10 protein-coding genes are annotated in these 13020 nt (G+C 62.9%); 7 read left to right on the top strand and 3 right to left on the bottom strand.

What is annotated here, in order from left to right; all coding sequences use genetic code 11:
- Nucleotides 1–4: 4 nt before the first annotated feature.
- A complete protein-coding gene (gene dacB / locus C4900_RS09025) occupies nucleotides 5–1423 on the bottom strand; it encodes a D-alanyl-D-alanine carboxypeptidase/D-alanyl-D-alanine endopeptidase (RefSeq protein WP_083995853.1) in 1419 nt (472 codons plus the stop codon).
- 244 nt (nucleotides 1424–1667) lie between these two features.
- On the opposite strand from dacB, the gene otsB reads away from it, so the two are divergent.
- The 6 genes from otsB to C4900_RS08990 all read left to right on the top strand — a co-directional run bounded on the left by otsB (nucleotide 1668) and on the right by C4900_RS08990 (nucleotide 9982).
- Nucleotides 1668–2441 carry a trehalose-phosphatase gene (gene otsB, locus C4900_RS09020; RefSeq protein WP_141689288.1) on the top strand — a complete coding sequence of 258 codons (774 nt, stop codon included), beginning with the start codon at nucleotides 1668–1670 and terminating at the stop codon, nucleotides 2439–2441.
- Nucleotides 2438–3532, top strand: coding sequence for a mechanosensitive ion channel domain-containing protein (locus C4900_RS09015; protein WP_114282975.1), 1095 nt, complete (start codon nucleotides 2438–2440; stop codon nucleotides 3530–3532). Before otsB ends, C4900_RS09015 begins: the two co-directional genes overlap by 4 nt.
- Nucleotides 3529–5025, top strand: a complete 1497-nt coding sequence (locus tag C4900_RS09010) for an alpha,alpha-trehalose-phosphate synthase (UDP-forming) (RefSeq protein WP_065970566.1) — start codon at nucleotides 3529–3531, stop codon at nucleotides 5023–5025. The genes C4900_RS09015 and C4900_RS09010 overlap by 4 nt, the downstream gene beginning before the upstream one ends.
- Before the next feature lie 251 nt (nucleotides 5026–5276).
- Nucleotides 5277–7268: a UvrD-helicase domain-containing protein gene (locus C4900_RS09005; protein WP_065970571.1), complete on the top strand. Its 1992-nt coding sequence runs from the start codon at nucleotides 5277–5279 to the stop codon at nucleotides 7266–7268.
- Between the two features lie 296 nt (nucleotides 7269–7564).
- Nucleotides 7565–8161 (top strand): cytochrome b/b6 domain-containing protein, encoded by a 597-nt coding sequence (locus C4900_RS09000; RefSeq protein ID WP_170132490.1) that lies wholly within the window; start codon nucleotides 7565–7567, stop codon nucleotides 8159–8161.
- A gap of 522 nt (nucleotides 8162–8683) precedes the next feature.
- A complete protein-coding gene (locus C4900_RS08990) occupies nucleotides 8684–9982 on the top strand; it encodes a bifunctional diguanylate cyclase/phosphodiesterase (protein WP_065970579.1) in 1299 nt (432 codons plus the stop codon).
- 241 nt (nucleotides 9983–10223) lie between these two features.
- Here the strand turns inward: C4900_RS08990 and C4900_RS08985 are convergent, their stop codons facing one another.
- On the bottom strand, nucleotides 10224–11219 hold the full coding sequence (locus C4900_RS08985) for a patatin-like phospholipase family protein (RefSeq protein ID WP_083995857.1): 996 nt from the start codon (nucleotides 11217–11219) through the stop codon (nucleotides 10224–10226).
- Nucleotides 11220–11364: 145 nt separating this feature from the next.
- Here C4900_RS08985 and C4900_RS08980 point away from each other — a divergent pair, with 145 nt between their 5' ends.
- Nucleotides 11365–12087 (top strand): hypothetical protein, encoded by a 723-nt coding sequence (locus tag C4900_RS08980; RefSeq protein ID WP_065970581.1) that lies wholly within the window; start codon nucleotides 11365–11367, stop codon nucleotides 12085–12087.
- Nucleotides 12088–12093: 6 nt separating this feature from the next.
- Here the strand turns inward: C4900_RS08980 and xerD are convergent, their stop codons facing one another.
- Nucleotides 12094–12987 (bottom strand): site-specific tyrosine recombinase XerD, encoded by an 894-nt coding sequence (gene xerD / locus C4900_RS08975; protein WP_114282973.1) that lies wholly within the window; start codon nucleotides 12985–12987, stop codon nucleotides 12094–12096.
- Nucleotides 12988–13020 lie beyond the last annotated feature (33 nt).

The following is a 13020-nucleotide window of genomic DNA, read 5'->3' as shown; positions in this document are numbered from 1 at the left end:
CCCCTTACTTACGGGCGTATAGCCATTTGATGACCCCGTCCTCGGCCCGGAACCCCGATTCCGTATCCGCCGCAGGGTAATTCTCCAATACCACGACGATATAACGCCGCCGCCCGCGCTGCAGGTAGCCTGCCAAGGTATCCACGCCGTCGATCGTGCCGGTCTTGCCATGCAGATGCCCGACGACCGGCGACCCCAGGAACCGGTACCGCAAGGTCCCGTCGATCCCCGCTATCGGCAACGACGAGACATACTCAGGCATGTAGCGCCCATTATAGGCATAACGTAGGACGCGTCCCACTTCGGCCGCGGTGATGCGCTCGGAACGCGACAACCCGACCCCATTGCGCAACACCAGATGAGGCAGCCGCAGGTGGTGGCGGCTAAGCCACGCACGCATCACCGCCAGGCCCTTGGCGGTGCTCCCCGGCGGCCCGTCCTTCACCGCCCCGAGGGTCATGACCAAAAGCCGGCCCATGACGTTGTTGCTGTACTTATCGACACTGCGCAGGATGTCGGCAAGCGGTCGCGAATGGACCGCATACAGCAGTCGCGCGCCATGCGGCAACCGGCCGGTGAGGAACCGGCCGTTGAAAATCCCCCCTTGCTCGCGCCATAACTCGGTGAACACCCCCGAGACATAACGGCGATTGTTGTCGGTGACACGATAAAGGTGTTGCGTTCCGCACGCGCGCGGGTAGCGCCCGCGGAACACCGCCCGATTGCCCCAGCTCTCATGAGCGATCTGCAAATGGACATGGGCGCGCCAGTCACCGCACGCCCCACCCGTCAGGCGCAGGTCATCGACCACTCGCAGCGTCGTCGGATAGGGGTCCGGCAATACACGCACCTTCGATGCCCCTGGAAGAAATCGGAACTCGACCGCCTGAAAATTCACCAGCAGGGCCTGCGGGCGCACATTGTATGTGCGGTCGCGCAGGCCGTCAAAGGAGCCGCGCGGCGCACGCGGGACCTTCATATAATGCTCATCGAGCACGAGATTGCCGGCTATGCGGCGTATGCCCAGACGGCGCAACCCGTGAAGCAGGTTCCAGAACGATTTCGTGATGAGGTACGGGTCGCCGTCTCCGCGCAGATAGAGGTTGCCATGCAACACGCCATGGACCACCGGACCCCGCGCATAGGCGCCAGTGGTCCATGTGTAGGCCGGCCCGAGCACATCCAGACTCACGAGCGCGGTGACGAGCTTCATCACCGAGGCCGGATCCCGGGGGGTGTGCGCTCGGTAGGCGAGCAGCGGGTGGCGGGCGTGGATGCGGCGCAGATAAATGCTGATACCGCCCAACGGTACATGTTCACGCGCAAACAAGCGCAGCAGAGACGCGGGAAGGGGGCTGCTCCACGCCGGTCCCGAGGCCAGCATGAAAGCGGCGAGCAAGGTCAATAACACACGCGTTTTCATAGGCCGAGTATGACCTGTCCACCCTTGAGCCTGCAAACGCCGGCGGGCCGTGCGTGGCTGTCATGCCGCCCAGAGGTTATAATGTGCGCCTCACAAGGACGGAGCTTCATCGCGTGTCCAGACCCCTAGGCCACCTAGCGATCGCCATGCCGCGGCGTTGTCATGTAGCGCCATCCCCCAGCCTCACATCACAGTCACACTCACTGTGCAGTGAAGCCCTGCTCCAAAGGCTGCGCGCGCCATCGTGAAGACCCTGGACCCGGCAAGACCCCCCGAGCCCTTCTTTGAAATGCTGCGCGCAGCCCGCGAGCGGCTGCTCGTACTGGATTATGACGGCACACTCGCGCCGTTCACGCCCCGGCGCGAGGATGCGACCCTTTATCCCGGCATTGCCCCATTGTTAGTGGGCATCCAACAGCAGGGAACGCGCATTGCGTTTGTCACCGGACGTCCGGCGGCCGATCTGGCGGCGCGCATACCGCTGCAGGGCGTGGAGATATTCGGGGCACATGGGCAGGAGCATCTTGCACCGTGTGGGCACCTCACGCGCGCTGCGCTCACCCCGTCGTCGCAACAATGGCTCGATGCCAGCGCCGCGCGCATCAAGGCGGCCGGGTTCGAACATGCCCTTGAACGCAAATACGGGACCGTGGCGATCCACTGGCGGCATGAACAGCCCGATGGCCGTGTGCGCCTGGAGGAGCTTGCGTACGGTATCGCACGCAAGCTTCCCGCTGACGTTCGGGGGCTCGCCTTCGATGGCGGCTACGAATTCCGGGTGAGCGGTCGCGACAAGGGCACGGCCGTAGCGGACCTGGTGGCGCGCCACCCGCAGGCGATCATGGCCTATCTCGGGGATGATTGGACCGACGAGGATGCGTTCGCGGCGCTCCCCCCGGCCGGGCTTGGGGTACTCGTGCGCGAGCGACTGCGGGATACGCGCGCGCACCTGTGGCTGCGTCCGCCAGATGAGCTGCACGCCTTCCTCAAGTCGTGGATGACCGCCGCCAAACCATGATCACATACTACTGGCAACAGCTCGGTCAGCAACTTGCGCGCTACCGCTTTTCCGGGCACTCGGCCTTGGTGTGGATTGCCACCATACTGGTCTTTGGGGCGATATTCGCGCTCTTGAAGGCTGTTTTGCGCATGAGCCAAGGGATCCTGAGGGTTGCCGCGCAGGGCGGCGCTGCCTGGCCTGTGTTCCTCGACAAGGCCGCGCGCCAGACCCATTCCTGGTTCCTGGCGACGCTTGCGGCGGCCGCCGCCTGCGAACGCCTGACACCCCCCGACCTCAGTCGGGCACTGGTGGGCGACATCGTCGTAACCGCGTTGTTCGTGCAGGCGGCGTTGTGGGGTCACGCGTTCATAAAAGCCGGCATCGATCATTACCGGGCGCACAGCCAGGATGGAGAACGCAGCACGGTCGTGGTCGCCGTGGGACTTATTGCCACCATCCTCCTGTGGCTGCTCCTTACGCTCGCGGCACTCAGCAACCTGGGCGTGAATGTCACCGCCCTGCTCGCGGGCTTTGGCGTGGGCGGCGTTGCGTTGGCGCTTGCCGTGCAAAGCACCCTGGCCGATTTCCTGGCGTCGCTTTGGATCCTGTTCGACAAGCCTTTCGTCCTTGGCGACCCCATCGCCATAGATACCTACACGGGAACCGTCGAGCGCATCGGTCTGAGGACCACGCGCCTTCGCAGCCCATCGGGCGAGCAGATCATCATCAGCAACTCGGATATCGTCAAAAGCCGCATGCGCAACTACAAACGGATGCGCGAACGCACGCTCGTGTCTACACTCTATCTGACCTACGAAAACACTCATGAGGCCCTGGCGCGCACCACGACCCTCATCGAGGGTATAGTGCAGAACGACGGCCGCGCGCGATTTCTGCGTGCGTATTTCACGGACTACCAGCCCCAGGGGCTGATCTTCGAGGTGGCATACAGCGTGCGGGAGGAATATGTCGACGCCTACAGGGACGTTCAGCACGCCATCAACCTGGCTATTTTCCATGCCTTCTACGAGCAGGGCATCGAGTTCGCGCACCAGCCAGTGGCCCATACCCAGCCCTTGCCAGACCCTATCGCAAAGGAGACGTCATGAACGACATGACACAAAGCGGCGATAGGCTCGTCGTCGTTTCCAATCGGCTGCCGGTGGTCGTCAAACAGGTGGATGGCCAGTGGACCTTCATCCCAGGTTCCGGGGGACTTGTGAGCGCACTGGCCCCGGTATTGCGTAATCGCGGCGGGATATGGATCGGATGGCCTGGCACCTCGGACGCCGATCCCGCGACGCTTTCGGGGTTATTGCGCGAGGCGACGCGTCATTCCGGCTACTCACTGAAACCTGTGGCGCTCGACCAGCGTGACAAGGAGGATTTCTACTACGGATTCGCCAATGAGGTGATCTGGCCGCTCTTTCACGACCTTCAGTCGCACTGCAATTTCGCACCGCGCTACTGGGACGCCTATAACCGCGTCAACCGCCGATTCGCCGACGTCATCATGCAAAATACGCGTCCCGGCGACTTCATTTGGATCCACGACTATCATCTGATGAGCGTCGGTCAGGAATTGCGGGCGCAGGGGATTGCGGCGCGCATGGGCTTTTTTCTCCACATCCCGTTCCCGCCGCTCGACATCTACATGAAGCTGCCATGGCGCTTTCCGCTGTTGCGCGCCCTGCTCGAATACGATCTGCTCGGATTCCAGACCCTGCGCGACCGCCGCAATTTCCTCCAGTGTGTGCGTTTGATCGCCCCGGACCTGTCGGTGAGCGGCAAGGGACAGGTAATCACGATCCGCGTCGGGAACCGCGAACTGCGCGTAGGCACCTTCCCTATCGGCATCGACTACCAGGAATTCGCACGCGGCAGCAAGGCCGAGGCGGTCGTGCGCAAGGCCCGCGAACTTCACGAGGACCTGCCCGGCCGCCAGGTCCTGCTGGGCGTAGACCGGCTCGACTATACAAAGGGGATCTGTCATCGATTCGAGGCCTTCCGCAATGCCCTGCAGCGCTTCCCAGAGCTGCATCATCGCACCACACTTATCCAGGTCGTGGTGCCAAGCCGTGAAGACATCCCCAAATACAATGCCCTGAAGATGGAAATGGAGCGGCTCGTGGGCGAGATCAATGGCCAGTTCACGCAATCGGGGTGGGTCCCCATCCACTACATATTCCGCAGCCTCAGTCGCACCGAGCTTCTGGCCTATTATCGTGCCTGCGAGATCGCGCTCATCACGCCCCTCAAAGACGGCATGAATCTCGTCGCCAAGGAGTTCTGCGCTGCTACCCCGGAAAATAACAGCGTCCTGATCCTCTCGGAGTTCGCCGGGGCCGCCGCGCAGCTGCAAAAGGGCGCGCTGCTGGTGAATCCCTACAATGTCGAAGAGGTGGCCGAGACCATCCAGCGGGCGATCATCATGGGACCCGGCGAACGACGCGCACGCATGCATAAACTCAAGCGTTTTGTCCGCGAATACGATATCTTCTGGTGGGTGGACTCGTTCCTGCGCGCGGCCATCGCCAAAGATCTGAGCAACTTCCCGGTCCCGGAGGAGTATGTCCCGCATATGGAGACGATATCGCTCTGAAATTTTGCGGGAGGGCACGGACGCATGAGCAACGCCCGCCATCCCCCATCGCTTCGTGGCGCGCATGCCCAAGCGTACCCTGTCAAGATTGTCGGTGCACGCAGACCTCGCTAGACTGCCCGCGTGCCGCCCCTATCGACCGTGACCCAAAACCCCACGGCCTTGCCGCCACCTGCCCCGACATCGGCCTACGCGTGGTTGGTAGACGCAAGACCGGTTGCGTGTGGCCGCCATTGTATATCGAGGTGCCCATGAAGATCCTGGAGGGCTTGAACGACCAGCAGCGCGAGGCCGTGCGACTGATCGATGGGCCCGTGCTCGTCCTGGCCGGTGCCGGTAGCGGCAAGACCACGGTGATTGCCCGCAAGATCGCCTACCTCATTACCCACGGCGGCTACGATCCCGCCCATATCGCCGCGGTCACGTTCACCAACAAGGCGGCACGCGAGATGCGCGAACGCGCGAGCGGGCTGCTACCATCGACCACCCGCCGAGGCTTAAGTGTCCTGACCTTCCATGCCCTTGGATTGAAGATCATCCGCGAGGAAACGCAGGCCCTCGGTCTGCGGCACGGCTTTACCCTGCTCGATCCGCGGGATGCCGAGGCGCTCATCAAAGACCTATGCCGGGAGCGCTTGCGCAGCGACACCCCCGCCGAGGAGATCGCACAGCGCGTGCGCGCCTGGAAGGATGCCGGTATCCCCCCTGCCACCGCCGCCCTCGAATCACCCGACGGCGGCGCCATCTACGCCGACTATGTCGAGCGGCTGCGCGCCTACAACGCCATAGACCTCGACGATCTCATCCTGCTCCCGGCGCAGCTATTGACCGAGGATGCCGAGGCCCGCGCGCGCTGGCGGGAGCGTCTGCGCTATCTCCTGGTCGATGAATATCAGGACACCAACGATGGGCAATACCGGCTGGCGCGCGCGCTTGCCGACACGGCCTTCACAGCGGTCGGTGATGATGATCAATCCGTATACTCGTGGCGCGGCGCGCGTCCCGAGAACCTTGCCCGGCTGGCGCGCGACAATCCGCGGCTTACGGTCATAAAGCTTGAACAGAATTACCGATCGACCGGGCGCATCCTCAAGGCCGCGAATGCCGTGATCGGCAACAATCCCCACCTGTTCCCGAAGCGACTCTGGAGCGCCTTTGGCTTCGGCGACCCCCTGAAGGTCCTGGTGGCCGACGATGAAGAGCATGAGGCGATCCGCGTCGTCACGGCGCTCTTGCATGACAAGTTCGTGCGTCGCGCGGAGTTCGGGGACTACGCCATCCTCTATCGGGGAAATCACCAGGCGCGGCCCCTGGAACAGGTGCTGCGCGAACATCGCGTCCCGTACTTTTTGAGCGGCGGGACATCGTTTTTCGATCGTGTGGAGGTGCGCGATGCGGTCGCCTATCTACGTCTCATTCACAACCCTGCCGACGATGCGGCGTTCCTTAGGGTCTGCAACGTCCCCAAGCGCGAAGTGGGTCCCTCGACTGTCGAACGCCTGCGCGACTATGCCCACCGCCGTGGCCAACCCCTGCTGCGTTGCTGTCAGGAACTCGGGCTCGCGCAGCATCTTGCCGCCCCACAGGTGGCTGCCTTGCAGCGCTTTGCGCTGCTTGTGGAGGGGTTGAGCGAAAAGGCGCGAAGCCTGGCCCCGGGCGCACTGTTGCGCGAGGCGCTACGCGAGGTCGGGTATGAGGGACACGCCTTGCAGGCGGCCGGCGACAACCGCACAGGCCGCCGGCGGCTGGCGTTGCTCGAGGAATTCCTGGCGTGGGTCGACCGCCTCGGCGAGGACGCGAGCGGACGCACACTCGACGAGGTGGTCTCACAGCTCATTCTAAACGGCATGGGAGACCGGGACCGGGAGCCTGACGGCCAAAGTGTACGACTGATGACGCTGCATGCTGCCAAAGGTCTGGAATTCCCTCATGTCTTTCTCGTAGGAGTGGAGGAGGATCTCCTCCCGCATCGCGCGAGCCTAGTCGAAAGCGGCGTGGAGGAAGAACGCCGCCTGGCCTACGTCGGCATGACGCGCGCGCGCCAAACTTTGACCTTGAGCTATGCGCGGCGACGGCGCCGCCAAGGGGCGCCCCAGGAGACCAGCCCCAGCCGCTTTCTCAGCGAGATCCCCGCCGAGGACTTGATTTGGGATGGTCGTGACGAGAAGCCCCCCGAGGAGCGCCTGGCCCATGGCGAATCCCACCTCAAGGGCTTGCGCGGTCTCCTCGGGCAAGGTTCGTAACCGAACGAGGCTCGCGGACCTCACGCCCAGGGCCGTATTGGCCTGCCCCAGGCCTACCCGCGATTTCGGTCACGGTCGCGCACTGCCACCACACCTGGGCTACCAGCTCATCAAAGACTTGCGGAGGCCAATGACAGAGTCTCTTGCCTGGCGCGGACGCAAAACTCACTAGACCCGCTTATGGTTTCTACCTATCATGGTCCGGTTGTCTTCGCGCACCTAGGGCAGGACCGTCATCGGCGCCACCCTCTTGGTATTCTGCACGGTGAGTTCGCTTGCCCATGACGGAGATTGCGATGGAAGATACCGATACGCGATGGGATCTGATGACCCGCGTTTTGCATTGGGGTCTGGCGCTTACGATCAGCGCCCAATTAATCTCAGGCCTGCTGGTTGCAGATCCGCAGACCCGGGCATTTTTCTACTTTCATGAGTGGGACGGGCTGGCCGCCAGCGCCTTTATACTGCTAGCCTGGATGTGGATGTATGCCATCCAGGATCTTGGCGCCCTCTTTCCCTGGAACCGTTCTGGCATGCAGGCCGTATGGGCGGATATATGCGGACTTTTCCGCGGCAAGTTACCACCTGGTGGCCGCAATTGCATCGGTTTCGCGAGTTTTGGGCATGGCTTAGGACTCTTGGCCGCTACAGGCATGGCGCTCACGGGTATCTGGATATTTTTCATCATTCCAGGCGGACACGGGGCCTCTGCTGCATCATCGGACTTCCATGAATATATGCAAATATCAGGGTTACATAAGATAATTTCCTATTTCGTGTGGGCGTACTGGATCGGCCACATCGGTTTTGCCATCCTTCACCAAATCCAAGGGGCGCCCATCTTCCGGGGGATTTTTATCGGCAGCCCGGACAAAGAAGGATTGAAACAATAACCCGTCTCCCCAAAGGAGGCGTTTTGCCCCCAATCCAGCCTACAGTGGGGGCCCTGGCTCTGCGGGGGAGCCCGCTAAAGTTTGACAAATAGGGGAGTCCCGCGACGAAACTCCGAATCGCGAGCCACCAAGCTAACCTGATATCTGGACACCTCCTGCATGGCAAGCATGTATGGCTATTACGTCATCGACTGGGGCTACGATGAGAATAGCGGTCGTATCCATACCGGCTTGAGCCCGCAAAACGTCACCCGCCCGCGGCAGGCCCGCTCACGCCCTCCCAGCGACCCGCAATCCATCGCCCGAATGAGGCGTAAACTCCGCTTCCGTACCCGCCTGGTCTTAGGCTGCTTGCGGATGACGAAAACGCTCACCAGGGCTCCCTTGGACCTTCAGGACACATTCCGTGGCGGGAATTGACGGGGTCCTGGCCTTTTCCATGAGCGATAGCGTCCGGGCCGCCTTTCCGCTACCCTAGTCGCAGCTTTCACGATGGCTCGCTCTCGCGAGGTGGAACGACTTATGAGCAGGACGCTTCTTGGCAAGACACTCAAGCTGGCGTGCGCGCGATCGGAACGGGTCGGTGTGCCGCTTTCGGTTATGCTCTTTAGCATAGACCGCTTCCGCCTCATCAATCATCGCTTTGGGTATGCCTTCGGGAACCGTGTCCTGCGCCGCGTCTGCCGCACGGCGGCCAGTGCCCTCGGTCGGGCGGCCGTGGTGGGGCGCTGGGGTAATGATGAGTTTCTTTGCATCCTGAGCGACTGCGGTCCGCGTCAAGCGAGGGCCCAAGCCAGGGCCTTGAACGAGGCGATCTCAGGTCTTTTGATTGCCACTGAAAACGATGTCGTCAATGTCACGGTGAGCATAGGCCTTGCCTGGGCCCCGGATGACGGAACCACCCCCCAAGAGATCCTGAACGCCGCCGACGAGGCCCTCTACGAGGCCAAGCGACGCGGCCGCGAACGGATCGTGGCGGCCGAAAACCTCGAGCGACGGATATTCCGTATGGGCGCGGTCCTGGAGGTGGCATTACGCGAAGATCGTGTGGTCCCCGCCTATCAGCCGATCGTGGACTTGCGCACGGACACGCTGGTGGCGGAAGAGGCGCTGGCGCGCATTGTCACCACCGATGGCCACGTGCTGTCCGCCGAGGAGTTCATGGAGGCGGCCGGGCAATTCCGCCTGACCTACAAGATCGATTGGATGATCCTGCTCGCGGCCTTAACCAGACGTCAGACCCGTGACGAAGACCTTGTGCATTTCGTTAACATATCCGGCGATCTTTTGCGCCACCCACGCCTGCTGATGGAGCTTTTGGCGTCGGCCAAGATGAGTTTCCCGCGTAAGGGCGCGACCGAGGTCAAACCGCTCGTCATCGAGGTGACCGAACGCGAACTCCTCGAAAACATGGACCTGACGCGCGAGCGCCTGGCCCCCTTCGTGGAATTCGGTGTGCAGCTTGCGCTCGATGACTTCGGAAGCGGCTACTCGTCGTTCCAATATCTCGCCGACCTACCGGTATCCTACCTGAAAATCGACGGCCGGCTCATCTCCCGCATCCAAGAACCGCGCGTGCTCTCCATCGTCCGCGGCATCCATGCAGTTGCGGCCGATCTTGGCATCACCACCCTTGCCGAGTATGTGGAAACCGCCGAGCAAGTGGAACTGTTGCGCAGCGTGGGCATTCATTGGGCCCAGGGACACTATTTCGGCGTAGCGCTGCTCGACCAATCAGTGGCCGACCACCGCCGCGCCATGAGCATAAACTGGGCAAACGGCTACTACGGCCGCAAGGATCTGGCCCTGCCGCAACCTTGAGCCAATGAACACCATATCCAAGACCTCATGGGTCTGGCCGTGGCTTCCTGAGGGGCCAAGCCACCGGGCGCGCACGGCCCTGCGCAGCGCATGATATTCCCTGGATCACCGGGCGCCCCAACCCATTAAACTCGAGCCCGGCGCAATCCCATGTCGCCGCCGGAAACACTCCAACCCTCCGATCGGAAGGGCCGTGGGCGGTGGGGCACCCATGCATACCGGATTTTCGGTCATACAGCCGTTACACCGAGCCGACTTTGGGCTCCCCCGGCAACGCCTCGGGTGGTGACTCCCTGCGGGAGGCCGCCAACAACGCATAAAGATCCGGCAAATGCGCGCGCGCCACGGCGCGGCCGGCGGCGATCGCAGCACGCGCCTTGTAGAACTCGAAAGGTCCGATGCGGTCGACGTCAGGCAGCAGATAAAGGGCCGGGCGTCTTGCGAGCAGCCGTTGCTGAACGACCTGCGCCTGGGCAATGTTGACCGCCTGAGTCAACACGGCGCGCGCCCGCCACTGCATGGTCCGGGGACCGGCCGGCTCGGCCAGCTGCTCCTCGAGCCAGGTCCGCACCAAACGGGCACGCGCCACCCAGGGTTGGTCGAGCAAGGCCCGCAACTGCGCGCGCCAACTCGCCGGCCGGGCATCAATGGGCGCCGCCGAGAGCCCTCGCGCCCCCTGGTGGACCGCTACCGCCACAACGGGTGTCCCGAAGCTGTCGGCGGCGACATCGAAGGGCACGGGATTGACCACGCCGCCGTCGATCAAAAGCCGGCCCTCCCAAGGATAAGGCATGAGGAGGCCTGGCAACGACAGGCTCGCGCGCACCGCACCGGCCGCGGGCCCGGAGCGCAGAATCACCTCCTCGCCGCTATGAAGATCGGTGGCAATGGCAAGAAACGGCAGGCCCAGGTCTTCTATGGTCATGCCTGACATGTGTTCTTCAAGGAACGCAAGGATCTTGCGCCCCGAGCAGACGCCGCCCATGGCCGCGGCATCCGGCAAAAAGAGCTGCAAGGTCTGCTTCCAGTCGACCCCCAGGGCAATTCTGGCGAGCACCGCCGGATCGCCATAGCGGGCATAGAGGGCCCCGATCTCGGCCCCTATGCTGCACCCGGCAATGGCACGCACCGGTAACCCATGTTCGGCCAACACCTCTAACACTCCGATGTGCGCAAGCCCTCGGGCGCCTCCCGCCCCCAGGGCCAACACCAACCCTTCTGTCGCCGGCTTCACCATCGCGCCTCCTCAGGGTATTTTAGCCGAGCGAGGCCCATCATGCGGACTGCCGTAGTAGGCATGCGTTGGCGCGAATATCTGATACAATACCGAAAAGGCTTTCAATCGCGCGTCCATCCGGCCAAAGACCCCCATAAAGGAAGCTATGGATTCCAAGCCGCCTCTGTCCGAAGATTTCGCAAGACTCCAGGACTCTCCCGATGCCTTCCCGTTCTTCTATCGAAAGCTCGTTGGTCTGCGTTTTCCCATAGAGGTCGCCGAGATCCTTGAGATGCGCTATCTCTGCCAGCGCGCAATCGACGAGTGCGAACGCGATGATCGCGATTACGAGTGGGGGGAGTTTACGGCAAGCCGCATGGCCGACATGGATCATGTGGGCGTGCAAAAATCGACCCATCGCGAGCGCCTGTCGCGGCTCCTGCTCTTGCTCAGGGATTATCACAACCTCCATAAGACACGATCTGCGGAGGCCGAAGAGACCTTGCGCGCATCTCTGGCCGACAACCGTTTTGCCCAGGAACGGTCTCGATCCTACGGCAAAGGGGGCGGTGTCGCCACATTGATCGCAGCGATCAGTTCTGTTCTGCTAAGCCCACCAGCGGTGCTCATGCAGGGCCTCACGGTACTGCTCGCCTATCTGTCCCTCGATGCGTTCTATTCGCTCTCCATCCTGCGGCGCGAGGAACGCCGCTTGAACGAACAGTTATCCGAAATTCTCCGGCGCCGCGTGCGCACAGTCAATTGGCGCGCCGTAGTGCGCCAGACCGGCGCTCTGCTCGGCTATACGCGACCCTTGGGTGGCGAGGCCTTCCGTCTGGAACAGGAGCACGAGGCCCTGGATCAGCTCGTGGAGGCCGACGGCCATTGAGGGGGCTCATCCGCGGGGATGGTGCCGGGCATGCACGGCGCGCAGGCGTTCGCGCGCGACATGGGTATAGATCTGGGTGGTCGACAGATCGGCGTGCCCGAGAAGCAGCTGCACAACCCGCAAGTCCGCCCCGTGATTGATGAGGTGCGTTGCAAACGCGTGACGCACGGTATGGGGCGACAAAGGCGTTTCCACGCCCGCCTTGGCCGCGTAGCGCTTGATATTGCCCCAAAAGGCCTGACGCGTCATGGGGCCGCCACGACGCGTCAAAAACACCGCGGTGGCCGGCACACCCTTCAAAAACACGGAGCGTGCCTCGCGCAGGTAAGCGGCGAGCGCCGCCTGGGCCTCGTCTCCCAAGGGCACGAGCCGCTCCCGCCCCCCCTTGCCTACGATGCGCACGATACCCGCCTGACTATCGATCTCCGAAAGCCGTAACGCCACGAGTTCCGATACGCGCAAGCCGGTCGCATACAAGACTTCGAGCATCGCCCGATCCCTCTGCGCCTCCGGTGTCCGGCCCCCGGGCGCCGCCAGCAACCGCTCGACCTCCTCTTCGCTCAGGCTCCGGGGAAGGCTGATCCCGAGTCGAGGCCCTTCGACGCCTTCGGTGGGATCCTCGGAGAGGCCTCGTTGGGCCAGCAGATACCGATAGAAGCGCCGCAGCGCCGACAAGCGACGGGCGCTCGTGCGCGGCTGCCGCCCGGCCATCATCTCGGCCGCCAGGAAACCGGTGATATCGAGGCGCCGCGCCCCCTGCAGGCCGCGCCCTCCCAGATATCGGGCAAACACCTCCAGGTCCCGCCTGTACCCCTCTAGGGTATGGGTGACAAGACCGGACTCCGTCAGCAGGGTATCGAGAAAACCGTCAATGAGGGTGATGTCGGACGGGCTCGCCATAGCCGCCCCGTCCGCCCCCTCAGCCCCCATATC

It is taken from the genome of Acidiferrobacter thiooxydans (assembly GCF_003333315.1).
GTDB lineage: Bacteria > Pseudomonadota > Gammaproteobacteria > Acidiferrobacterales > Acidiferrobacteraceae > Acidiferrobacter > Acidiferrobacter thiooxydans.
This window is presented reverse-complemented; position numbering and strand designations above follow the sequence as displayed.

Bases quoted from the DNA above. Each gene is read 5' to 3' on its own strand.
- dacB (WP_083995853.1), bottom strand. From the start codon at position 1,423: ATGAAAACGCGTGTGTTATTGACCTTGCTCGCCGCTTTCATGCTGGCC.
- C4900_RS09015 (WP_114282975.1), top strand. From the start codon at position 2,438: ATGATCACATACTACTGGCAACAGCTCGGTCAGCAACTTGCGCGCTAC.
- C4900_RS09010 (WP_065970566.1), top strand. From the start codon at position 3,529: ATGAACGACATGACACAAAGCGGCGATAGGCTCGTCGTCGTTTCCAAT.
- C4900_RS09005 (WP_065970571.1), top strand. From the start codon at position 5,277: ATGAAGATCCTGGAGGGCTTGAACGACCAGCAGCGCGAGGCCGTGCGA.
- C4900_RS09000 (WP_170132490.1), top strand. From the start codon at position 7,565: ATGGAAGATACCGATACGCGATGGGATCTGATGACCCGCGTTTTGCAT.
- C4900_RS08990 (WP_065970579.1), top strand. From the start codon at position 8,684: ATGAGCAGGACGCTTCTTGGCAAGACACTCAAGCTGGCGTGCGCGCGA.
- C4900_RS08985 (WP_083995857.1), bottom strand. From the start codon at position 11,219: ATGGTGAAGCCGGCGACAGAAGGGTTGGTGTTGGCCCTGGGGGCGGGA.
- C4900_RS08980 (WP_065970581.1), top strand. From the start codon at position 11,365: ATGGATTCCAAGCCGCCTCTGTCCGAAGATTTCGCAAGACTCCAGGAC.
- xerD (WP_114282973.1), bottom strand. From the start codon at position 12,987: ATGGCGAGCCCGTCCGACATCACCCTCATTGACGGTTTTCTCGATACC.